Annotated in this window: 23 protein-coding genes and 2 pseudogenes; 19 read left to right on the top strand and 6 right to left on the bottom strand. The window is 63.7% G+C overall.

All coding sequences use genetic code 11. The features are described 5' to 3' along the window. Positions 1–72: 72 nt before the first annotated feature. The 5 genes from B3361_RS09515 (at position 73) to B3361_RS09495 (ending at position 5,680) form a co-directional block, all read left to right on the top strand. Positions 73–450 (top strand): gamma-butyrobetaine hydroxylase-like domain-containing protein, encoded by a 378-nt coding sequence (locus B3361_RS09515; RefSeq protein ID WP_029886361.1) that lies wholly within the window; start codon positions 73–75, stop codon positions 448–450. Positions 451–717: 267 nt separating this feature from the next. After that, a complete protein-coding gene (gene phaC, locus B3361_RS09510; protein ID WP_286920190.1) occupies positions 718–2,397 on the top strand; it encodes a class II poly(R)-hydroxyalkanoic acid synthase in 1,680 nt (559 codons plus the stop codon). Positions 2,398–2,459: 62 nt separating this feature from the next. Next, positions 2,460–3,311, top strand: coding sequence for a poly(3-hydroxyalkanoate) depolymerase (gene phaZ, locus B3361_RS09505; protein WP_029886363.1), 852 nt, complete (start codon positions 2,460–2,462; stop codon positions 3,309–3,311). 58 nt (positions 3,312–3,369) lie between these two features. Further along, entirely contained in the window at positions 3,370–5,052 is a 1,683-nt protein-coding gene (phaC, locus tag B3361_RS09500; protein WP_054905289.1) for a class II poly(R)-hydroxyalkanoic acid synthase, read from the top strand. A gap of 13 nt (positions 5,053–5,065) precedes the next feature. Next, complete coding sequence (locus B3361_RS09495) at positions 5,066–5,680, top strand: TetR/AcrR family transcriptional regulator (protein ID WP_029886365.1); 615 nt, start codon at positions 5,066–5,068, stop codon at positions 5,678–5,680. A gap of 110 nt (positions 5,681–5,790) precedes the next feature. On the opposite strand, the gene B3361_RS09490 is transcribed toward B3361_RS09495, so the two are convergent. Both B3361_RS09490 and B3361_RS09485 read right to left on the bottom strand, forming a co-directional pair. Continuing rightward, positions 5,791–6,528 carry a phasin family protein gene (locus tag B3361_RS09490; RefSeq protein ID WP_054905290.1) on the bottom strand — a complete coding sequence of 246 codons (738 nt, stop codon included), beginning with the start codon at positions 6,526–6,528 and terminating at the stop codon, positions 5,791–5,793. A 10-nt stretch (positions 6,529–6,538) separates the two neighbouring features. Further along, complete coding sequence (locus B3361_RS09485; protein WP_009682364.1) at positions 6,539–6,958, bottom strand: phasin family protein; 420 nt, start codon at positions 6,956–6,958, stop codon at positions 6,539–6,541. 40 nt (positions 6,959–6,998) lie between these two features. On the opposite strand from B3361_RS09485, the gene B3361_RS09480 reads away from it, so the two are divergent. Next, positions 6,999–7,745 carry a hypothetical protein gene (locus B3361_RS09480; protein WP_054905291.1) on the top strand — a complete coding sequence of 249 codons (747 nt, stop codon included), beginning with the start codon at positions 6,999–7,001 and terminating at the stop codon, positions 7,743–7,745. 12 nt (positions 7,746–7,757) lie between these two features. Here the strand turns inward: B3361_RS09480 and B3361_RS09475 are convergent, their stop codons facing one another. Next, positions 7,758–8,033: a polyhydroxyalkanoic acid system family protein gene (locus tag B3361_RS09475; RefSeq protein ID WP_009682366.1), complete on the bottom strand. Its 276-nt coding sequence runs from the start codon at positions 8,031–8,033 to the stop codon at positions 7,758–7,760. A 124-nt stretch (positions 8,034–8,157) separates the two neighbouring features. Between B3361_RS09475 and ubiE the strand changes: the two genes are divergently transcribed. From ubiE to B3361_RS24045, 13 genes and pseudogenes are all read left to right on the top strand, one after another. Beyond that, positions 8,158–8,928, top strand: a complete 771-nt coding sequence (gene ubiE, locus B3361_RS09470; protein ID WP_009682367.1) for a bifunctional demethylmenaquinone methyltransferase/2-methoxy-6-polyprenyl-1,4-benzoquinol methylase UbiE — start codon at positions 8,158–8,160, stop codon at positions 8,926–8,928. Further along, complete coding sequence (locus B3361_RS09465) at positions 8,928–9,551, top strand: ubiquinone biosynthesis accessory factor UbiJ (protein WP_054905292.1); 624 nt, start codon at positions 8,928–8,930, stop codon at positions 9,549–9,551. The genes ubiE and B3361_RS09465 overlap by 1 nt, the downstream gene beginning before the upstream one ends. Beyond that, positions 9,548–11,167 carry a ubiquinone biosynthesis regulatory protein kinase UbiB gene (gene ubiB, locus B3361_RS09460; RefSeq protein WP_054905293.1) on the top strand — a complete coding sequence of 540 codons (1,620 nt, stop codon included), beginning with the start codon at positions 9,548–9,550 and terminating at the stop codon, positions 11,165–11,167. Before B3361_RS09465 ends, ubiB begins: the two co-directional genes overlap by 4 nt. Positions 11,168–11,239: 72 nt before the next feature. Continuing rightward, positions 11,240–11,632: a phosphoribosyl-AMP cyclohydrolase gene (gene hisI / locus B3361_RS09455; protein ID WP_054905294.1), complete on the top strand. Its 393-nt coding sequence runs from the start codon at positions 11,240–11,242 to the stop codon at positions 11,630–11,632. A 1-nt stretch (position 11,633) separates the two neighbouring features. Further along, positions 11,634–11,969 (top strand): phosphoribosyl-ATP diphosphatase, encoded by a 336-nt coding sequence (locus B3361_RS09450; RefSeq protein WP_009684306.1) that lies wholly within the window; start codon positions 11,634–11,636, stop codon positions 11,967–11,969. A 62-nt stretch (positions 11,970–12,031) separates the two neighbouring features. Further along, the gene (locus B3361_RS09445) at positions 12,032–12,304 is read left to right on the top strand and encodes a twin-arginine translocase TatA/TatE family subunit (protein WP_029886370.1); all 273 of its coding nucleotides are present in this window, start codon (positions 12,032–12,034) and stop codon (positions 12,302–12,304) included. A 3-nt stretch (positions 12,305–12,307) separates the two neighbouring features. Beyond that, entirely contained in the window at positions 12,308–12,685 is a 378-nt protein-coding gene (tatB, locus tag B3361_RS09440) for a Sec-independent protein translocase protein TatB (protein ID WP_009684305.1), read from the top strand. Then, positions 12,682–13,470 carry a twin-arginine translocase subunit TatC gene (tatC, locus tag B3361_RS09435; RefSeq protein WP_009684304.1) on the top strand — a complete coding sequence of 263 codons (789 nt, stop codon included), beginning with the start codon at positions 12,682–12,684 and terminating at the stop codon, positions 13,468–13,470. Before tatB ends, tatC begins: the two co-directional genes overlap by 4 nt. Beyond that, positions 13,467–14,174, top strand: a complete 708-nt coding sequence (locus tag B3361_RS09430) for a 16S rRNA (uracil(1498)-N(3))-methyltransferase (RefSeq protein WP_054905295.1) — start codon at positions 13,467–13,469, stop codon at positions 14,172–14,174. The genes tatC and B3361_RS09430 overlap by 4 nt, the downstream gene beginning before the upstream one ends. A 46-nt stretch (positions 14,175–14,220) precedes the next feature. Next, positions 14,221–15,336, top strand: a pseudogene (locus B3361_RS24060) (methyl-accepting chemotaxis protein); the annotation flags it as partial. Continuing rightward, positions 15,319–16,191 (top strand): methyl-accepting chemotaxis protein, encoded by an 873-nt coding sequence (locus tag B3361_RS24055; RefSeq protein ID WP_414708856.1) that lies wholly within the window; start codon positions 15,319–15,321, stop codon positions 16,189–16,191. The pseudogene B3361_RS24060 and the gene B3361_RS24055, both read left to right, overlap by 18 nt. Positions 16,192–16,383: 192 nt before the next feature. Further along, a pseudogene (locus B3361_RS24050) lies at positions 16,384–17,424 on the top strand (methyl-accepting chemotaxis protein); the annotation flags it as partial. Between the two features lie 9 nt (positions 17,425–17,433). After that, positions 17,434–18,327, top strand: a complete 894-nt coding sequence (locus B3361_RS24045) for a methyl-accepting chemotaxis protein (protein WP_370593834.1) — start codon at positions 17,434–17,436, stop codon at positions 18,325–18,327. Positions 18,328–18,450: 123 nt separating this feature from the next. Here B3361_RS24045 and B3361_RS09415 read toward each other — a convergent pair whose 3' ends face one another. The 3 genes from B3361_RS09415 to B3361_RS09405 form a co-directional block, all read right to left on the bottom strand. Next, on the bottom strand, positions 18,451–19,185 hold the full coding sequence (locus tag B3361_RS09415; RefSeq protein WP_054905304.1) for an amino acid ABC transporter ATP-binding protein: 735 nt from the start codon (positions 19,183–19,185) through the stop codon (positions 18,451–18,453). Then, positions 19,178–20,140, bottom strand: a complete 963-nt coding sequence (locus tag B3361_RS09410) for an amino acid ABC transporter permease (protein WP_054905298.1) — start codon at positions 20,138–20,140, stop codon at positions 19,178–19,180. The genes B3361_RS09415 and B3361_RS09410 overlap by 8 nt, the downstream gene beginning before the upstream one ends. A gap of 201 nt (positions 20,141–20,341) precedes the next feature. Further along, positions 20,342–21,139 carry a transporter substrate-binding domain-containing protein gene (locus B3361_RS09405; protein ID WP_033690660.1) on the bottom strand — a complete coding sequence of 266 codons (798 nt, stop codon included), beginning with the start codon at positions 21,137–21,139 and terminating at the stop codon, positions 20,342–20,344. Positions 21,140–21,195 lie beyond the last annotated feature (56 nt).

Genomic DNA, 21,195 nt, shown 5'->3' with positions numbered 1-21,195 from the left:
GGCCATCTCCTCTTGCAGCTTGAGGCTCGAAGCTTGAAGCTTGAGTCTTGTCGCCAAGAAGAGATTCAGCCCATGGCCCGCATGCCCACCGCCATCAACCTGCACAAAGCCTCGAAAACCCTCAGCCTTACCTATGCGCCCGGTGAGGTCTACACCCTGCCCGCCGAGTTCCTGCGCGTGCACTCCCCCTCCGCCGAGGTCCAGGGCCACGGCAACCCCATTCTGCAATTCGGCAAGCTCAACGTCGGCCTCAGCGGCATCGAGCCAGCCGGCCAATATGCACTGAAACTGACCTTCGACGACGGCCATGACAGCGGCCTGTTCACCTGGGAATACCTGGAACAGCTGTGCCTGCGCCAAAACGAGCTGTGGGCCGAATACCTCGACGAGCTGCACAAGGCCGGCAAGTCCCGCGACCCGGCGGAGTCGGTCGTCAAATTCATGCTCTAGCGCAAGGGCTGCAAGGTTTAGAGCGCATTTTCTAGTTTCATCTGTTTGAATGATTGTCAGACGGCCCAGTGACGGGCTGTCTTGCGCATTACATGAAAGTCGGGTAACCAATGTGAGTGGCAAGTTCCCTGCATCACGCTGCAGGTATTCAGAACCCCGCAGCACCGCTGTTCCTTATCACTGGTCACCCGAGTAGCAGTACCGGGCTCAGGGCTGTGCCCCCGTCACAGCAACCGGTACTCGTCTCAGGACAACGGAGCGTCGTAGATGAATAACAAGAACAACGATGAGCTGCAGCGGCAGGCCTCGGAAAACACCCTGGGGCTGAACCCGATCATCGGCATTCGCCGCAAAGACCTGCTGAGTTCGGCACGCACCGTATTGCGTCAGGCCGTGCGCCAACCGCTGCACAGCGCAAAGCACGTGGCCCATTTTGGCCTGGAACTGAAAAACGTCCTGCTGGGCAAGTCCAGCCTGGCCCCGGAAAGCGACGACCGACGCTTCAACGACCCGGCCTGGAGCAGCAACCCACTGTACCGCCGCTACCTGCAGACGTATCTGGCCTGGCGCAACGAACTGCAGGACTGGATCGGCAGCAGTGACCTGTCACCTCAGGACATCAGCCGCGGCCAGTTCGTCATCAACCTGATGACCGAAGCCATGGCGCCGACCAACACTTTGTCCAACCCGGCGGCGGTCAAGCGCTTCTTCGAGACCGGTGGCAAGAGCCTGCTCGACGGCTTGTCCAACCTGGCCAAGGACATGGTCAACAACGGCGGCATGCCTAGCCAGGTGAACATGGACGCCTTCGAGGTGGGCAAGAACCTGGGCACCAGCGAAGGCGCGGTGGTGTACCGCAATGATGTGCTGGAACTGATCCAGTACAGCCCGATCACCGAACAGGTGCACGCCCGGCCACTGCTGGTGGTGCCGCCGCAGATCAACAAGTTCTACGTATTCGACCTGAGCCCGGAAAAGAGCCTGGCTCGTTTTTGCCTGCGCTCGCAGCAGCAAACCTTCATCATCAGCTGGCGCAACCCGACCAAGGCCCAGCGTGAATGGGGCTTGTCCACCTACATCGACGCACTCAAGGAAGCCGTCGACGCCGTATTGGCGATTACCGGCAGCAAGGACCTGAACATGCTCGGTGCCTGCTCTGGCGGCATCACCTGCACGGCACTGGTAGGGCACTACGCAGCCCTCGGCGAGCACAAGGTCAATGCCCTGACCCTGCTGGTCAGCGTGCTGGACACCACGATGGATACCCAGGTGGCGCTGTTCGTCGACGAGCAGACCCTGGAAGCCGCCAAGCGCCACTCCTACCAGGCCGGTGTGCTGGAAGGCAGCGAGAGGGCCAAGGTGTTCGCCTGGATGCGCCCCAACGACCTGATCTGGAACTACTGGGTGAACAACTACCTGCTCGGCAACGAGCCGCCGGTGTTCGACATCCTGTTCTGGAACAACGACACCACGCGCCTGCCCGCCGCCTTCCATGGCGACCTGATCGAAATGTTCAAGACCAACCCGCTGACGCGCCCCAACGCCCTGGAAGTGTGCGGCACCCCCATCGATCTGAAAAACGTGCAGTGCGACATTTTCAGCGTGGCGGGTACCGCTGACCACATTACCCCGTGGCAGTCGTGCTACCGCTCGGCCCACCTGTTCGGGGGCAAGATCGAGTTCGTGCTGTCCAACAGCGGGCATATCCAGAGCATCCTCAACCCACCGGGCAACCCCAAGGCACGCTTCATGACCGGTGACGACCGCCCGGGTGATCCGCTGGCCTGGCAGGAAAATGCCACCAAGCATGCCGACTCCTGGTGGCTGCACTGGCAAGGCTGGCTGGCCGAGCGCGCAGGCGAACTGAAAAAAGCGCCGACCCGCCTGGGCAACCGTGCCTATGCTGCGGGCGAGGCGGCCCCAGGCACCTACGTTCACGAGCGTTGAGTGGCAGCGCCGTGGCGGCCCTCAGGGCGCCACGGTGTTCATTTCACCCAAGAGTCACGCGCATGACGCAACCGTATATCTTCCGGACCGTCGAGCTGGACAACCAGTCCATCCGCACCGCCGTCCGCCCCGGCAAGCCGCACTTGACGCCGCTGCTGATCTTCAATGGCATCGGCGCCAACCTGGAGCTGGTATTCCCGTTCATCGAAGCACTGGACCCGGACCTGGAAGTGATCGCTTTCGACGTTCCCGGTGTCGGCGGCTCGTCCACCCCGCGCCACCCGTATCGCTTCCCCGGGCTGGCCAAGCTGACGGCACGGATGCTCGATTACCTCGATTACGGCCAGGTCAATGTGATTGGGGTGTCCTGGGGCGGCGCCCTGGCCCAGCAGTTCGCCCACGACTACCCCGAACGCTGCAGGAAGCTGATACTCGCCGCCACTGCCGCCGGTGCCGTGATGGTACCCGGCAAGCCCAAGGTGCTGTGGATGATGGCCAGCCCCAGGCGCTATGTGCAGCCATCGCATGTCTTGCGCATTGCCCCGCTGATCTACGGTGGCGGTTTTCGCCGGGACCCAGAGCTGGCCATGCACCACGCAGCCAAGGTGCGCTCCGGCGGCAAGATGGGCTACTACTGGCAGCTGTTCGCCGGCCTGGGCTGGACCAGCATTCACTGGCTGCACAAGATCCAGCAGCCGACCCTGGTGCTGGCGGGCGACGACGACCCGCTGATCCCGCTGGTTAACATGCGCCTGCTGGCCTGGCGGATTCCCAACGCCGAGCTACATATTATCGACGACGGCCATTTGTTCCTGATTACCCGAGCCGAGGCTGTCGCGCCAATCATCATGAAGTTCCTGCAGCAAGAACGTCAGCGCGCCGTGATGCACCCGCGCCCGGCCTCGGGAGGGTAAGCGCCAGCACCGCGAAAGGGGCTATAACGCGCAATGGGTCAGACAAGGGAGTGTTGCCATGACAGACAAACCGGCCAAAGGATCGCAAACGGTCCCTGCCGGCAGAATGACCGTGCAGCATGCCATGCTCGGCCTGCGCGGCCGCGACCTGCTGGCCACGCTACGCAATGTCGGCCGCCACGGCCTGCGCCACCCGTTGCATACCGCCCATCACCTGCTGGCCCTTGGCGGGCAACTGGGGCGGGTGATGCTGGGCGATTCACCGCTTCAACCCAACCCGCGTGACAACCGGTTCAGCGACCCTGCATGGAGCCTGAACCCGTTCTACCGCCGAGGCCTGCAAGCCTACCTGGCCTGGCAGCAGCAGACCCGCCAGTGGATCGACGAAAGCCAGCTGCATGACGATGACCGGGCCCGCGCCCACGTTCTGTTCAACCTGCTCAACGATGCGCTGGCCCCCAGCAACTCGCTGCTCAACCCGCTGGCCGTGAAGGAACTGTTCAACACCGGTGGCCAGAGCCTGGTGCGCGGCCTGGCCCACCTGCTCGAAGACCTGCGCCACAACGATGGCCTGCCGCGCCAGGTCGATGAGCGGGCCTTCGACGTGGGCCGCAACCTGGCCGCCACCCCTGGGGCCGTGGTATTTCGCAACGAGCTGCTGGAGCTGATCCAGTACCGGCCGATGAGTGAAAAACAGCACAGCCGCCCGCTGTTGGTGGTGCCGCCGCAGATCAACAAGTTCTATATCTTCGACCTGAGCACGAACAACAGCTTCGTCCAGTACATGCTCAAGAACAACTTGCAAGTGTTCATGGTCAGCTGGCGCAACCCAGACCCGCGCCATCGTGAATGGGGCCTGTCCAGCTACGTGCAGGCGCTGGAAGAAGCCCTGGATGCCTGCCGCCGCATCAGCGGCAACCGCGACCCCAACCTCATGGGCGCTTGCGCCGGCGGCCTGACCATGGCCGCCTTGCAAGGCCACCTGCAAGCCAGGAACCAGTTGCGCCGGGTGCGCAGTGCCACCTACCTGGTCAGCCTGCTGGACAGCAAGTTCGACAGCCCGGCCAGCCTGTTCGCCGACGAGCAGACCCTGCAGGCAGCCAAACGCCGCTCTCACCAGCGCGGCGTGCTGGACGGCGCCGAAGTGGCGCGGGTGTTTGCCTGGATGCGCCCCAACGACCTGATCTGGAACTACTGGGTCAACAACTACCTGCTCGGCAAGACACCGCCTGCGTTCGACATTCTCTACTGGAACGCCGACAGCACGCGCCTGCCTGCCGCATTGCATGGCGACCTGCTGGATTTCTTCAAGCTCAACCCGTTGACCTACCCGGCCGGGCTGGAGGTCTGCGGCACGCCAATCGACCTGCAACAGGTCAGCGTGGACAGTTTTACCGTCGCCGGCAGCAACGACCACATCACCCCCTGGGACGCGGTGTACCGGTCGGCCTTGCTGCTGGGCGGTGAGCGCCGCTTCGTGCTGGCCAACAGCGGGCATATCCAGAGCATCATCAACCCGCCAGGCAACCCCAAGGCCTATTACCTGACCAACCCCAGCCTGAGCAGTGACCCGCGCGCATGGTTCCACGAGGCTACGCGCAGCGAGGGTAGCTGGTGGCCGTTGTGGCTGGCGTGGATCACCCAGCGCTCCGGTCCGCTCAAGGCGCCACGCAACGACCTGGGCAACGCCACCCACCCGCCCCTGGCCCCTGCGCCCGGCACCTATGTGCTGACCCGATGAGCAGACCGACCGGATGAAAACCCGCGATCGTATCCTTGAGTGCGCCCTGCAGCTGTTCAACCAGCAGGGCGAGCCGAACGTATCGACCCTGGAGATTGCCAACGAGCTGGGTATCAGCCCGGGCAACCTCTACTACCACTTCCACGGCAAGGAGCCCCTGGTACTGGGGTTGTTCGAGCGCTTCGAGGAAGCGCTGATGCCGCTGCTGGACCCGCCGCTGGAAGTGCGCCTGGATGCCGAGGACTACTGGCTGTTCCTGCACCTGATCGTCGAGCACATGGCGCAGTACCGGTTTCTGTTCCAGGACCTGTCGAACCTGACCGGGCGCCTGCCCAAGCTGGCCCGCGGCATGCGCAGCCTGATCAACGCCCTGAAGCGCACGCTGGCGGCACTGCTGGCCAGCCTCAAGGGCCAGGGCCTGGTACAGAGTGACACCCAGGCCTTGGGGCAACTGGTGGAACAGATCACCCTGACGCTGCTGTTCTCGCTGGATTACCAGCGGGTGCTGGGGCGCGAAGGGGATGTGGGGATCGTGGTGTACCAGGTGATGATGCTGGTGGCGCCGCACCTGCAGGCTCAGGCCCGGGGGGCAGCCGAGCAGTTGGCGATGAAGTATCTGGAGGACTAGCCCTGCAGGGGCTGTGCTGCCGCCGCCAACGCATTCGCGGGTGAACCCGCGCCTGCAGGGTTGTGCTGAACCTGAGGCGCGGGGCCACCCGCGAAGAGGCCGTTGCGGTATCAGATCAGGGTACCGGTCCCGTTGGCCGCCGACGGCGTGTTGCTGGCCGGGGCTGCAGCCGGGGCCGGGGCGTCGGTTGCGGCAGGTGCGGCGCTGGCCGCCGGCTTGGCCGGTGCTTTCTTCGCTGCAGGCTTCCTGGCTGCTGCCGGTTTGGCTGCTGCCGGCTTTGCCGCAGGCTTGGCGGCGGGTTTCGCTGCTGCCGCCTTGGCTGCAGGTTTCGCCGCAGCGGTTTTGCCTGCGGGTTTGGCCGCTGCCGCCTTGGCCAGTGGCTTGGCTGCCGCCTTGCTGGCTGCCGGCTTGGCTGCGGCCCCTCGCGACGAAACCGGCGCCACCGAGGCACCGGTCAGCTTCTCGATCTGCTTGGTCAGGCTGTCTACCTGCTGGTGCAGGGCCTTGATTTCGTTGCGGCTGGGTACACCCAGGCGCGAGATGGCGCTGTTCAGGCGTTTATCGAAAGCCTCTTCGAGTTCGCTCCACTTGCCCAGCGCCCGGTCCTTCACGCCGGACACCCGCGAAGTGGTCGAAGACTTGGCGCTTTCGGCCACATCTTCGGCGCTCTTCTTGGCCTGCTTTTCGGCCTTCTCGCCATCTTTCACCAGCGAGTCGAAAAGCTTGGGGCCGTCCTGGTCGATCTTCGAATAGATACCCAGCCCCGCCAGCCAGATCTTGCGGGAGTACTTTTCGATCCCGCCGACCCAGGTGCTGCCTGCTTTGTCGGTATTCTTCTTGCCAGCCATCCTGCTCTCCTTATGGTTTGTGCGCGACGCGCTCAAGCAGCTCGTGCAGCTGTTCAAGCTTGATCGACAGCGCCTCAACGTCATGTTTAGACGGTATGCCAAGGCGATTCAAGGCGCGCCCTACCCGTGCGTCGAAAGCTTTTTCGATCTTGTCGAGTTGAATTTCAACCTTGCCACGTACGCGGCTCACTTCCTGGGCGGCGTCATCGATCTGCTGGTTGGCGGCGTCCAGCTCTTTATCAATGCGCTTCTTGCCCCGCTTCTCGACACCTTCGCCGGCCTTGACCAGCGCCTGGAAATAGTCGGCGCCTTCGTGGCCGACACGCGCATAGGCGCCGATGCCCGCCAGCCAGATCTTGCGTGCGTAACCCCGCACCTCACCCAGCGTGCCCGGCGCGTCCGCCTTTTTCTTCACATTCACTTTGGCCATGCTCTGTACCTCATGCTCATGAGTGGAGGAGGAACCGCCCATGGAGGGTGGGCTTGAGCATAAGGTAGAGGCAGGAATTAGAATCTTCACCCTAAGATCGGCGCACTGCTTTATCTACCACAGGGCCCAGATCATCAGTGACCTGCATCAACTCGTCGTCCGCAGGGACCGGCTCAGCGCAGACGATTTCGAAAGTACCCTGCTCGCCCAGCAAACCCTGCGCGGCAAGCATTTTCACGAAGCACTGCTGAGCCACGACAGCCTGGCTGCCGCCGGCCTGACACCCGAACAACAGAAGGCGCCCCTGGAGAGCGCCCTTCGCGAATACAAGCTGGCCCTGAGCAATGCCCATTACCTGCTTTCACGCAACATGCCTGCGGTGGACAGCAGCCAACTCGAGGCCTACATCGTTGAGCTCAATCTACTGATAAGCCTGGGCGAGGATGACATGGCCAACCTGGCGGCCGAGACCGATCGCCAGGATGCAGTACCCGAGCAACCACTGACCCACAGGGCGCGCAAACAGCTCAAGCCCAATGACTTTCTGGATGTGTACGACATCTATCGCCTGCAGCCCAGGCAGAAGCTCTGGGAGGCGCACTTCCACTACACCACCGCCACCGCCAATGCCCGGCGCTTTGCCAAAGGCCATTTGAAGTTTCCGGAGGCCATGGGCCGCGACGAGCGCTTGCAACGGGCACAGGCTTCGGCGGAGCGTTGCCAGGTGTACCGGGGTGACCTGCGCCTGGACCAGATCGAAGACCTGATCCCGTTCCCCGCCAGCTGAATAAAGCGGGCGTCAGGCCAGTGCCTTGTCCAGGGCCCGCTCGATCTCGCCCTTGATGGTGCCGCTCATCATCGACAGCATCATGCCCAGTTTCAGCTCCACGCGGATGCTGTCTTCGCCGATCTGCACGCTACCCTTGGCGCCGCTGCGCGCCACATCGACCCGGTCACCGTTCCAGGTGGCCTGGAGGTCGTACTCGCGGCTGAGCTTGTCGACCAGCGCCTGGGCCTTGGCACGGGCGGCGTCACGGCCGAGGGAGTGTTTGCGTTCGACGCTGATCTGGGTCATGCAGGTGTTCCTGAAGATGTAGACATAATCGGCATTATGCCCGCCCCCGGCCACAGGCACACCCTGCCAAGACAAATCCGCCCGTTCGCCCTAGAATGGCGGTAATTTTTTCCGGTGAAGCGATATGAACGACCAGCGCAAAGGCGACCACGCCGAACCCACCACCCATTTCGGCTACCAGGACGTCCCTGAAAGCCAGAAAGCCAAGAAAGTTGCCGAGGTATTCCATTCGGTAGCTGCCAAGTACGACCTGATGAACGACGTGCTCTCCGGCGGCATGCACCGCCTGTGGAAGCGCTTCACCATCGAGCTCTCGGGTGTGCGCAGCGGCAACCGCGTGCTGGACATCGCCGGTGGTACCGGCGACCTTGCCGCCAAGTTTTCGCGCCTGGTCGGCCCGACCGGGCAAGTGGTACTGGCCGACATCAACGACTCGATGCTCAAGGTTGGCCGTGACCGCCTGCTGGACCGCGGCGTGGCCGGCAACATCGAATTCGTGCAGGCCGACGCGGAAAAGCTGCCGTTCCCGGACAACCACTTCGATTGCGTGACCATCGCCTTCGGCCTGCGCAACGTCACCCACAAGGATGCAGCCATCCGTTCGATGCTGCGTGTACTCAAGCCCGGTGGCCGCTTGCTGATCCTGGAGTTCTCCAAGCCGACCAACAAGCTCATGTCCAAGGCCTACGATGCCTACTCGTTCGCCTTCATGCCCCTGGCCGGCAAGCTGATCACCAACGACTCCGAAAGCTACCGTTACCTCGCCGAGTCGATCCGCATGCACCCCGACCAGGAAACCCTGAAAAGCATGATGGTCGAGGCCGGCTTCGACCGCGTCACCTACCACAACATGACCAGCGGCATTGTTGCCGTGCACCGGGGAATCAAGCCCTGATGCTGCTGGCCGGGCTGCTCGCCAGTGTCGAACAGGGCCTGAACCGCGTCCTGCGCATGGACAGCACGGCCCTGCCGCGGCTGGGCGCGCTGGCGGGCAAGGTCATCGAGATAGACTGCCGCCAACCGGCCTTGCAGGTGTTCATCCTGCCCGATGAAGAGGGCCTGATGCTCGCCGCCCACTGGGAAGGCGAGGTCGACTGCAGCCTGCGCGCCCCGGCCGGCAGCCTGGTGCAACTGGCCGTGACCAAGGACAAGACTGGCGTGTTGCACAGCCCGCAGGTCGAGCTGCACGGCGACAGCGCCGTGCTGCTCGACCTGTTCGGTGTGCTGCAGGACCTGGAACTGGACTGGGAGCACGAGTTGCAACGCTGGCTCGGCCCGGTGGCCACGGCCATGCTGGCCGGCCACATCCGCCTGCGCGCACGCTGGACCCGCCAGGGCCTGGCGCGCTTCAGCCAGAATTTGTCCGAGTACCTGGCCGAAGAGTCGCGCACGCTGGTCGGCAAGCGCGAAGCCGAGGCTGCCTTCAGCGAACTCGATGCCCTGAAACTCGACACCGAACGCCTTGAGGCGCGCCTCAAGCGCCTTTCCCGATCCCTTGATTCCAGCGATAACGCATGAAGCTGCTCGCCGTCCGCCGCCTTTTCCGCATTCAGCGTGTGGTCATCCGCTACCGCCTGGATGACCTGCTGTTCGATCAACCCCTGCTGCCCTGGTGGCTGGCCAGCCTGCGCCTGCTGATGCCGTGGCGCTGGCTGCCACGCAAGCCGTCCGAGCTCAACCGTGGCGCACGTCTGCGCCTGGCGCTGCAGGACCTGGGGCCGATCTTCATCAAGTTCGGCCAGTTGCTGTCCACCCGCCGCGACCTGCTGCCCCCCGACATCGCCGACGAGCTGATGCTGCTGCAGGACCGCGTGCCGCCATTCGACCCGAAACACGCCGTGGCGTTGATCGAAGCGCAACTGGGTGCCAAGGTGGGCGAGCTGTTCAGCCGCTTCGACGTCGAGCCGCTGGCCTCGGCCTCGGTCGCCCAGGTGCATGCCGCGCGCCTGAAAACGGGCGAAGAGGTGGTGGTCAAGGTGGTACGCCCCGGCCTCAAGCCGGTCATCGCCCAGGACCTGGCCTGGCTGTTCCTGATTGCCAAGGCCGCCGAGCGCGCCTCGGCCGATGCCCGCCGCCTGCACCCGGTGGACATCGTCGGCGACTACGAAAAAACCATCTACGACGAGCTCGACCTGTTGCGCGAAGCGGCCAATGCCAGCCAGCTGCGGCGTAACTTCGAAGGGTCCGAGCTGATGTACGTGCCCCAGGTGTACTGGGACCTGTGCCGCCCCAAGGTGCTGGTCATGGAGCGCATCTATGGCGTGCCCGTGACCGACATGGCTACCCTGGCCGACCAGCGCACCGACATGAAGCTGCTGGCCGAACGGGGTGTGGAGGTGTTCTTCACCCAGGTGTTCCGCGACAGCTTCTTCCATGCCGACATGCACCCGGGCAACATCTTCGTCAGCACGGTCAAACCGTGGAGCCCGCAGTACATCGCCATCGACTGCGGGATCGTCGGCAGCCTCACCGCCGAAGACCAGGACTACCTGGCGCGCAACCTGTTTGCCTTCTTCAAGCGCGACTACCGGCGTGTGGCCGAGCTGCACATCGATTCGGGCTGGGTCCCGGCGCATACCAAGGTCAACGAATTCGAAGCCGCGATCCGCACCGTGTGCGAACCGATCTTCGAAAAACCGTTAAAGGATATTTCCTTCGGCCAGGTGCTGATGCGCCTGTTCCAGACCGCACGGCGCTTCAACATGGAAGTGCAGCCGCAGTTGGTGCTGCTGCAAAAAACCTTGCTCAACATCGAAGGCCTAGGCCGCCAGCTGTACCCTGACCTGGACCTGTGGAGCACCGCCAAGCCCTACCTGGAACGCTGGATGCGCGAGCGCTACAGCCCCAAGGCCATGTTCGGCAACCTGCACAGCCATGTCGAGCAGTTGCCGCACCTGGCCGGTATGACCCGCGACCTGCTCGAACGCCTGTCGCAACCGCATTTGCATGACCCGCAACTGCCAGAGCGCCGCAAGGGCGACCGCTGGGCGCTGCGCCTGCTGGGTGCCGGCCTGCTGGGCGGGGGCGCGGTACTGGCCGCGGGTGCTGCCGAGGCCGCCAGCCTGGCCGCGCCTGCAGCCTGGCCAGCCTGGCTGATGCTGGCCGCCGGCCTTTACCTGATCGTGCGCCAATAGCCAGCCGCGCCTGTGGCTGGCACACTAGCGCAAATGGCCCGGTACAGGAGCGGGCTCGCTTTGGAGTCGACGATGAAAGACTGGCTGGACGAGATCAAGTGGAACAGCGATGGCCTGGTGCCAGCGATCGCCCAGGACCACAAGACCGGACGGGTGCTGATGATGGCCTGGATGAACCGCGAATCGCTGGCGCTCACGGCCGCCGAGCAACGCGCCATCTACTGGTCGCGCTCGCGTGGCAAGCTGTGGCGCAAGGGCGAAGAGTCCGGGCATGTGCAGAAGCTGCATGAGCTGCGCCTGGACTGCGACGCCGACGTCATCATCCTGATGGTCGAGCAACTGGGCCATATTGCCTGCCATACCGGCCGTGAAAGCTGTTTCTATCGCGTCTACGAAGACGGCCAGTGGAACATCGTCGACCCTGTCCTCAAGGACCCGGGTGCCATCTACAGCGCAGGACACTGACATGAGCGACACCCTCAACCGCCTGGCCGCCGTGCTTGAAGAACGCAAGCAAGCGGCGCCCGACAGCTCCTATGTGGCCAGCCTGTACCACAAGGGCCTGAACAAGATCCTTGAAAAGCTCGGCGAAGAGTCGGTCGAAACCATCATCGCCGCCAAGGACGCCGCGCACAGCAAGGATTACAGCGATGTCATCTACGAAACCGCCGACCTGTGGTTTCATAGCCTGGTGATGCTCAGCGCGCTGGGCCAGCATCCGCAAGCGGTGCTGGACGAACTGGAGCGCCGCTTCGGGCTGTCCGGACATGATGAGAAGGCTGCGCGAACGCCTTCTGCCTGATGCATTTGCGGGGGGCGCCGGGCGCCCCTGAAGCTTCACTGACATTTTTTCAGGAGTACGAAATGGGTATCTTTGACTGGAAACACTGGATCGTCCTGCTGGTGGTCGTGGTGCTGGTATTCGGCACCAAGAAGCTGAAGAACTTCGGCAGTGACCTGGGCGAGTCGATCAAGGGCTTCCGCAAGGCCATGAACGATGAAGAGCACAAGCCGGCCGAGCAAACCCCGCCGCCTGCCCAGCCTGTGCCGCCGGTGCAGAACACCGCCCAGCCGCAGCCAGGCCACACCATCGAGGGCCAGGCACAGCCGGTCCAAGAGCCACAGCGGAAAGACTGACCCATGTTCGGCATCAGTTTCAGCGAGCTGCTGCTCGTCGGCCTGGTCGCCCTGTTGGTGCTCGGCCCCGAGCGCCTGCCAGGCGCCGCCCGCACCGCAGGTTTGTGGATCGGGCGGCTCAAGCGCAGCTTCAACAGCATCAAGATGGAAGTGGAGCGTGAAATCGGCGCCGACGACATCCGCCGTCAGCTGCACAACGAGCACATCCTGCAGATGGAAGAGGAAGCCAAGCGCATCCTCAACCCGCTGACGCCACCGGCACAGCCGCCCGTGACCACCGCCACCGTGCAGCCACCCGCCGGGGTCGCAGCCAGGCCAGTGGAAACACCGGCCACCCCGGGCACAACCACTGAACCGCCTCAACCGCCGCGAGCCCCATGAGCGAGAATCCGGAACACGACCAGCCAATGCCGCTGGTTTCGCACCTGACCGAACTGCGCACCCGCCTGCTGCGCTGCGTTGCGGTCATTTTCCTGATCTTTGCCGGGCTGTTCTCCTTCGCCCAGCAGATCTACACCCTGGTCTCCGCCCCCCTGCGTGATCACTTGCCGGCCAACGCAACGATGATCGCCACCGACGTGGCCTCCCCGTTCCTCACGCCGTTCAAGCTGACCATGATCGTGTCGCTGTTCCTGGCCATCCCCTTCATCCTCCAGCAGATCTGGGGCTTCATCGCGCCTGGGCTGTACCGCCACGAAAAGCGCATCGCGATCCCGCTGCTGGTGTCGAGCATCCTGCTGTTCTATGCCGGTATGGCGTTCGCCTATTTCCTGGTGTTCCCGCTGATGTTCAAGTTCTTCGCGGCAGCCACCCCGGCAGGCGTGGCCATGATGACCGACATCGCCAACTACCTCGATTTCGTGATGACGTTGTTCTTCGCCTTTGGCGTGGCCTTCGAGATCCCGGTGGCGGTGGTGCTGCTGGTGTGGATCGGCGTGGTCGACGTGAAGTACCTGAAGAAGATCCGCCCTTACGTGATCATCGGCTGCTTCGTGGTCGGCATGATCCTCACGCCACCGGACATCTTCTCGCAGACCCTGCTGGCCGTACCCATGTGGTTGTTGTTCGAAGTCGGCGTGCTGTGCGGCAGCCTGGTGCGCAAGCGCAGTGCCCACGACGAAACTGCCGACGATTCCAACGACCAGCCGCCAGCGACTCAACCGTGAACCTGCTGCTGCTTGAACAGGCCGACTTCGTTGCGGCCGACCGCGTTGTGCTGGCTGACCGGCGCTTCACCCACATGCAGGAAATCCACCGCGTGGCGGTCGGCGACCAGCTGCGCGTGGGCCGCGTCAACGGCTTGATGGGCAAGGCCACGGTGCTGCGCCTGGCACCGCACCAGGCCGAGCTGGAGGTAGCCTTCGACCAGCAACCGCCGGCCAAACTGCCGCTGACCCTGGTGCTGGCTGTACCCCGCCCGAAGATGCTGCGCCGGCTGTTCCAGACCGTGGCCACACTGGGTGTACCGCGGCTGATCCTGCTGAACAGCTACAAGGTCGAGAAAAGCTTCTGGCAAACGCCGTTCCTGCAGCCGGAGAGCATTCGGGACAACCTGATCCTCGGCCTGGAACAGGCCCGCGACACGGTACTGCCCGAGGTGATCATCGAGAAGCGCTTCAAGCCGTTCGTCGAAGACCGCCTGCCCGCGATCGCTGCTGGTACCCTGGGCCTGGTCGGTCACCCCGGCCCGTACCCTGCCTGCCCGCGCGCCGTGGACCAGCCCGTGACCCTGGCCATCGGCCCCGAAGGTGGCTGGATTCCTTACGAAATCGACCTGCTGGGCAAGGCAGGCCTGGCGCCCGTGCAGCTGGGTGAGCGCATTCTGCGCGTGGAAACGGCCGTCACTGCGCTGCTTTCGCGCATTTTCTGACGCAAACGCCACCTAATCGCCCATCAAGTTTCCCCTTCCCGGGCCGATGGCCTTGGCAACACAACAAAGTTTCGTGCTGCCAAGCCGACCGGGAGTCTACATGTATCAATGGTTAGCCCAATCGCTGGGCAATATGAGCGTGAACCGCAAACTGGGAATGGGTTTCGGCCTGGTCCTGCTATTGACCGTGGCCATCACCCTGACCGGCTGGCACGGCATGGACAGCATCACCGCCCGTGGCGACAAGCTGGGGAATATCTCGGTCATTCAGCAGCACACCCAGGAACTGCGTATCGCCCGCCAGCGCTATCAACGCGAGCGCGACGAAGCCTCGATCGCAGACGTGGAAAAAGCCCTGGCTACGCTGGACCGCCAAGTGCAAGTGATGCTCGGCCAGATCGAGCAGCCCGCCGACCACCAGCGCCTGGAGCAGCAGCGCGAGGCCGTGCGCGGCTACCAGCAGGCCTTGGGCGAGCTGAAACAGGCCGGCCAACGCCGCGAGGCAAGCCGCGCAGTGCTCGGCGATAGCGCCGACAAGGCCGTGGAACTGCTGAGCCGGGTGCAACAGCGCCTGCGCCAGGGCGGCGACATAAGCCAATACCAGTCCGCCGTGGAGGTCAGCGCCCTGCTGCAGCAAGCCCGCTTCCAGGTACGCGGTTATACCTACAGCGGCAATGCCGAGTACCAGCAAACCGCTTTGAAAGCCATTGACCAGGCCTTGCTCGAACTGCGCGCGCTGCCGGCCAAGGTGCCGGCCGACTACGCCGCCAGTCTGGACGATGCGACCACCGCCATGGGCGGCTACCGGGATGCGGTCAGCCAGTTCGGCGCTGCCCAGACGGCCAGCGATCAAGCCTTGCAACGCATGGTCGAGTTCGGCGCGGCGCTGCTGCAGACCAGCGAGGCGATGACCACCTCCCAGACCGCCGTACGGGATAGCGCTGCCGCCCAGGCCAAGACCCTGCTGCTGATCGCCACGGTGCTGGCGCTGGCCCTTGGCCTGCTGGCAGCCTGGGCGATTACCCGGCAGATCGTCGTGCCCCTGCGCCAGACCCTGAGCGCCGCCGAGCGGGTAGCCAGCGGCGACCTCAGCCACAACCTGCCGGTAGACCGCCGTGACGAGCTGGGCCAGTTGCAAGCCAGCATGCAGCGCATGACCCAAGGCTTGCGCGAGCTGATCGGTGGCATCGGCGATGGGGTAACGCAGATCGCCAGTGCGGCCGAGCAACTGTCGGCGGTGACCGAGCAGACCAGCGTCGGGGTCAACAACCAGAAGGTCGAGACCGATCAGGTGGCGACTGCCATGAACCAGATGACCGCGACCGTGCACGACGTGGCACGCAATGCCGAGCAAGCCTCGGAAGCGGCCTTGATGGCCGACCAGCAGGCCCGTGAAGGTGACCGGGTGGTGGGCGAAGCGGTGGCGCAGATCGAGCGCCTGGCCGGCGAAGTGATCAACTCCAGCGAAGCGATGAACCAGCTCAAGGCCGAGAGCGACAAGATCGGCAGCGTGCTCGACGTGATCAAGTCGGTGGCTCAACAGACCAATTTGCTGGCGCTCAACGCAGCGATCGAGGCTGCCCGTGCAGGCGAAGCCGGGCGCGGCTTTGCCGTGGTGGCCGACGAGGTACGCAGCCTGGCCCAGCGCACCCAGCAGTCGACCGAAGAAATCGAAGAACTGATTGCCGGCTTGCAAAGCGGAACCCAGCGGGTGGCCAGCGTGATGGACAGCAGCCGCCAACTGACTGACAGCAGCGTCGAGCTGACCCGCCGCGCCGGCAGCTCGCTGGAAACCATCACCCGCACCGTGTCGTCCATCCAGGCGATGAACCAGCAGATCGCCACCGCGGCAGAAGAGCAAACGGCCGTGGCCGAAGAGATCAACCGCAGCGTGATGAATGTGCGGGACATTTCCGACCAGACCTCGGCGGCCAGTGAGGAGACGGCCAGCTCCAGCGTGGAGCTGGCGCGGCTGGGCACCCATTTGCAAGGGTTGGTGGGGCGCTTCAGGCTCTGATCGGGTGTGCCTGGCCTCTTCGCGTCAGTTCGGCGCGGAGCGGCCAGGCACAGGCGACACATTTCCTACTAGCCGCAGCGAAATTTCCTACCTGATTATCAGGTCAAGTCCTACAGCTCCGCTGCCGATGGGCAAAGGTGTCATGCCGGCAATACGCCTGCATGCCCTCCCCCTTTCGCACGGAGACTCACCATGCTCGGCTACCTCAACCGCAAGCTCGGCAACATCAGCGTGGCTGCCAAGCTGGCCCTCGGCTTCGCTGTGGTCCTGCTGCTTACCCTGGCCACCACCATCAGCGGCTGGCGTGCGTTGGACGACGCCATCGTCCGCTCGCAACAGCTCAGCGAAATCGGCCGGATCAACGACCTGACCAAAGACCTGCGCGCAGAGCGCATCACCTTCCGCGTGCTCAACGACGACGCCAGCAAGGCCACTATCGGCAACATCCTCGACCAGCTCAACAGCATGCTCAGCACCCTGCAGCAGCGCAGCAACGTCGATGAGTCGCGCCAGATGCGGACCGATAAGCTGACCCTGCTGCAGCGCCTGCGCGATGACTTCACCGAGTTGCAGCGCACCGTCGCCAACCGGGTGGCCTTGCGCCAGGCAATGCAGGAGCAGGAACAGAAGCTCAACGATGCCATCGACGAGCTGCAGACCCAGGCGTTGCTGAACATGCCGGCCCACAGCCAGCAAAATGGTGCCCTGGCGCAAATGGACACCCTCAGCCGGCAAGTGGACGGTGCCAACCAGCAAAGCCTGGTACCCGCCTACACGTTCGCCCCGGTCGAGGACTTTGCCAAAGTCGGCGACAGCGCCCTGGACGCAGCCCAGGCCAGCCTCGAGCAACTGCTCAAAGGCCTGGCGCCGCTTGGCCTGCCACGCGCTGTCAGCGAGCAGCCCGGTGTCGAGCTGGCCAAGTACCGCGCCAGCCTGGACCAATACCGGCGCGCCGCCGTGCGGGTCGAGCAATTGCAGAACAACATGGAGCGAATGGGCAACGAGTTGCGCGCGCTCAGCCTGGAACTGGGTAAACGCAAGGTCGAGCAACGTGACCGCGAAGCCTTGGCCGCCCGCTCGCTGCTGACCAGCGTTGCGTTGCTGGCACTGGTAGCGGGGGCCCTGGCTGCCTGGCTGATCACCCTGCAGATCACCCAGCCCTTGCGCCAGACCCTGGCGGTGGCGGCGCGCATCGCCAAGGGCGACCTGAGCCAGGTCGACACCGTGCAGCGCCGTGACGAAATGGGCCAGTTGCAGACCAGCATGCGGGAGATGACCTTGAGCCTGCGCGAACTGATCGGGGGCATCGACCAGGGCGTCGGCCAGCTGTCGCAGGCGGCCTCGCAGCTGGCGACCAGCAGCGAAGACACCAAGCTGCGCATCAACCAGCAGCGCGAGGAAACCGACCAGGTTGCCACCGCCATGAACCAGATGAGCGCCACGGTTCAGGAAGTGGCGCAAAACGCCGAGCAGGCCTCGCAGGCCGCCACCAGCGCCGACCAGCAGGCCCAGGTAGGCGACCAGGTGGTGGCCGAAGCCATCGGCCGCATCGAGCAACTGGCCGGGCAGATGGACCATTGCCTGGCGGCCATGCATCACCTGGCGGGCGAAAGCCAGCGGATTGGCAGCATTCTCGATGTCATCAAGTCGGTCTCCGAGCAGACCAACCTGCTGGCCCTGAACGCTGCCATCGAAGCGGCACGGGCCGGTGAAGCCGGGCGCGGTTTTGCCGTGGTGGCCGATGAGGTACGCGGCCTGGCCCAGCGCACCTCAACGGCAACCGAAGAGATCGGCCAGTTGATCGACAGCCTGCACAGCGGCACCGACGAGGTCACCCGCTTGCTGGACAACAGCAAGCAGCTGACCGAACAAAGTGTGGAGCTGAGCCGCAGGGCCGGCGATGCCTTGGGCCAGATCACCAACACGGTGTCGAACATCCAGGGCATGAACCAGCAGATCGCCACGGCCAGCGAAGAACAGAGCGTGGTGGCCGAGCAGATCAACCGGAGCGTGCTGAATGTGCGGGATGTGTCGGACCAGACCAGTGCGGCCAGTGAGCAGACAGCGATGTCGAGCGGCGAGCTGGAACAGCTGGGGCAGCAGCTGCGGGGGATGGTCGGGCGGTTCAATATCTGAGGGTCGCGACGCGGACATCGCAGTGGATGGCACCGGCATTGCCGGTGTTCGCGGCTAAAGCCGCTCCTACACCGACCACGTTGCGTGTAGGAGCGGCTTTAGCGGCGAAGAGGCCGGTGCAGGTTAAAGCACCTGGCGCAGGAAGGCCTGCGCGCGCGGGTCTTTCGGCGCGGCAAAGAACGTGGCCGGGGCCGAGTCTTCCAGCAATTTGCCGTGATCGAAGAACAGCACCCGGTCGGCCACTTCGCGGGCAAAGCCCATTTCGTGGGTGACGCAGACCATGGTCATGCCTTCCTGGGCCAGGGTTTTCATCACGTCCAGCACCTCGCCGACCATTTCAGGGTCCAACGCAGAAGTCGGTTCATCGAACAGCATGACCTTGGGCTCCATGCACAAGGCGCGGGCAATCGCTACACGCTGCTGCTGACCGCCGGAAAGCCGTGAGGGGTATTCGTTGGCCTTCTGTGCAATGCCCACCTTCTCCAGCAACGCCCGGGCCTTGGCCTCGCGGTCCGCCTTGTTGCGCTTGCGCACCACCTTCTGCGCCAGGCACAGGTTTTCCAGCACGGTCATGTGCGGGAACAGGTTGAAATGCTGGAACACCATGCCGACTTCACGGCGGTAGGCGTTGATGTCGGTCTTCGGGTCAGCCAGTTGCAGGCCGTCGATGGCGACATAACCCTGGTCGAAGTGCTCCAGCCCGTTAAGGCAACGCAGGAAGGTGGACTTGCCCGAGCCCGACGGGCCCAGTACCACCACCACTTCGCCCTTGGCCACCTGGGTGGTGACGTTATCCACAGCCCGGACCACCTGGCCGCGGGTGTCGAATATTTTCAGCAGGTCACGGACTTCAATCACTTTGCGCAAGCCTCCGCTCGAGCCGGCTGGCAATGTGCGACAGCGGCAGGTTGATCAGCAGGTACAGGCCTGCCACGCAGAACCAGATCTCGAAGGTGGAGAACGAGGTGGTAATGGCCTCGCGGCCGCTCTTGGTCAGTTCGGTAATGGCGATCACCGACACCAGCGAGGTGTCCTTGACCAGGCTGATGAACTGGCCGGCCAAGGGCGGCAGTACGCGTTTGAAAGCCTGGGGCAGGATCACGTGGCGCATCGACTGGCCGGCATTCAGGCCCAGCGAGCGTGCAGCTTCGTTCTGGCCTTTGGCGATCGACTGCACCCCGGCACGGACGATTTCTGCCACGTAGGCGCCCGTGAACAACGCCAGTGCAGCCACCCCGGCAAATTCGCGGGACAGGTTGAGCACGGTACCGATGAAGAAGTAGAAGATGAAGATCTGCACCAGCAACGGGGTGCCACGCACCAGTTCGACGTACACCGTCGACAGGTCGCGCAGGGTCGGGTTGGTCGACAACCGGCACAGGCCGGCGAACAGGCCGATCACCAGGCCCAAGGCGCCGGACACGACCGAGATCCATAGCGTGGTCCACAGGCCCCAGGCCAGCGGCCCGGCGGCCCAGTGGCGGGTCACACCGATCTGGTCGCCCTCGGCAACATCATCGCCGCGGCTCAGTTGCAGGCTGTCCGCGTCCACATCCAGCACCTGCTCGGCGCCGCTTTCGTCCTTCAGCGTCACGCGGGCGTTATCGCCGGAAATGACGATTTCCTGCACGGTGCCATAATCGGCTGCACGCTGGGTTTCCTCGGCCTTGTACGCGAAGTACTGCGGAACGCGGTTCCAGCGCCACTCGTAGGAAATCATCGAGGTGGCCATGTACAGGCTGAACGCCAGGCCCACCAGGACCAGCGCGGTCAGCCCGTGCCAGGGCCACTGGGCTTTCTTGTGTTTGATCACGTGGGTACTCCAGAAAGCGTCAAGCTGCAAGCTGCAAGCTGCAAGCTGCAAGCTGCAAGCACAAGCAGATCGGTGCACGGTCCGCTTGCGCTTGCGCTTGAAGCTTGAAGCTTGAAGCTTGAAGCTTGTGGCTTGTGGCTTGTGGCTTGTGGCTTGTGGCTTGCGGCTTGCGGCTTGCGGCTTGCGGCTTGAAGCCAGCTTTTATTCCATTTCCTTCAGCCAGTCCTTGTTCTTGAACCACTTGTCGTGAATACGATCGTAGGTCCCGTCGTGCTTGATCTGGTGCAGGAAATTGTTGATGAAGTTGATGCTGTCGTAGTCGCCTTTCTTCAGGCCGAAGGCCAGCGGCTCGTAGGTGAAGGGCTCTTCGAGGAACAGCAGCTTGCCGGCACCGGCCTTGTCCACCGCCACCACGTTATAGGGCGCGTCGTAGACAAAGGCGTCAGCCTTGCCGTTGACCACATCCATCACGGCTTCCTGCTCGTTGTCGTAGCCATGGTACTTGGCTTTGCCGATCAGCTTCTTGGAAACCATTTCGCCGGTGGTGCCAAGCTTGGAGGTGAGGCGGTACTTCTCGTTGTTCAGGTCCTTGTACGACTTGATCTCGCCTGCCAGCTCCTTGCGGATCAGCAGGGTCTGGCCAACCACGATGAAGGGTTCGCTGAAGTTCAGGCGCAGGTTGCGTTCCTGGGTAAGGGTCATGCCGCTGCCGATCATGTCGAACTTGCCGGTCAACAGCGCCGGGATGATGCCGTCGTAAGCGGTGGACACCGCCTCGAACTTGACGCCCATCGACTTGGCCATGGCTTTGAGGATATCGACCTCGAAGCCGATGATCTCGCCACGCTTGTTGGTCATCTGGAACGGCATGTAGGTCGGGTCCATGCCCACCCGCAAGGTGCCGCGCTTGACCGCATCATCGATGGCGCCGGCCTGCGCCGCTGTCACGGCGACCAGGGCGGTAACACCGACCAGCAGTCGCGAAAGGTATTTCTTGATCATCACCAAGTCCCCTAGCAAGAAAAGTAGCGAATCTTATTGTGTTGGCACGGCCG

Origin of the sequence: Pseudomonas sp. UBA6699 (assembly GCF_002454615.1) — a bacterium.
Taxonomy (GTDB): Bacteria; Pseudomonadota; Gammaproteobacteria; order Pseudomonadales; family Pseudomonadaceae; genus Aquipseudomonas; species Aquipseudomonas juntendi.
Note: the sequence above shows the minus strand (reverse complement) of the source record. Positions and strands in the feature narration are given on the sequence as shown.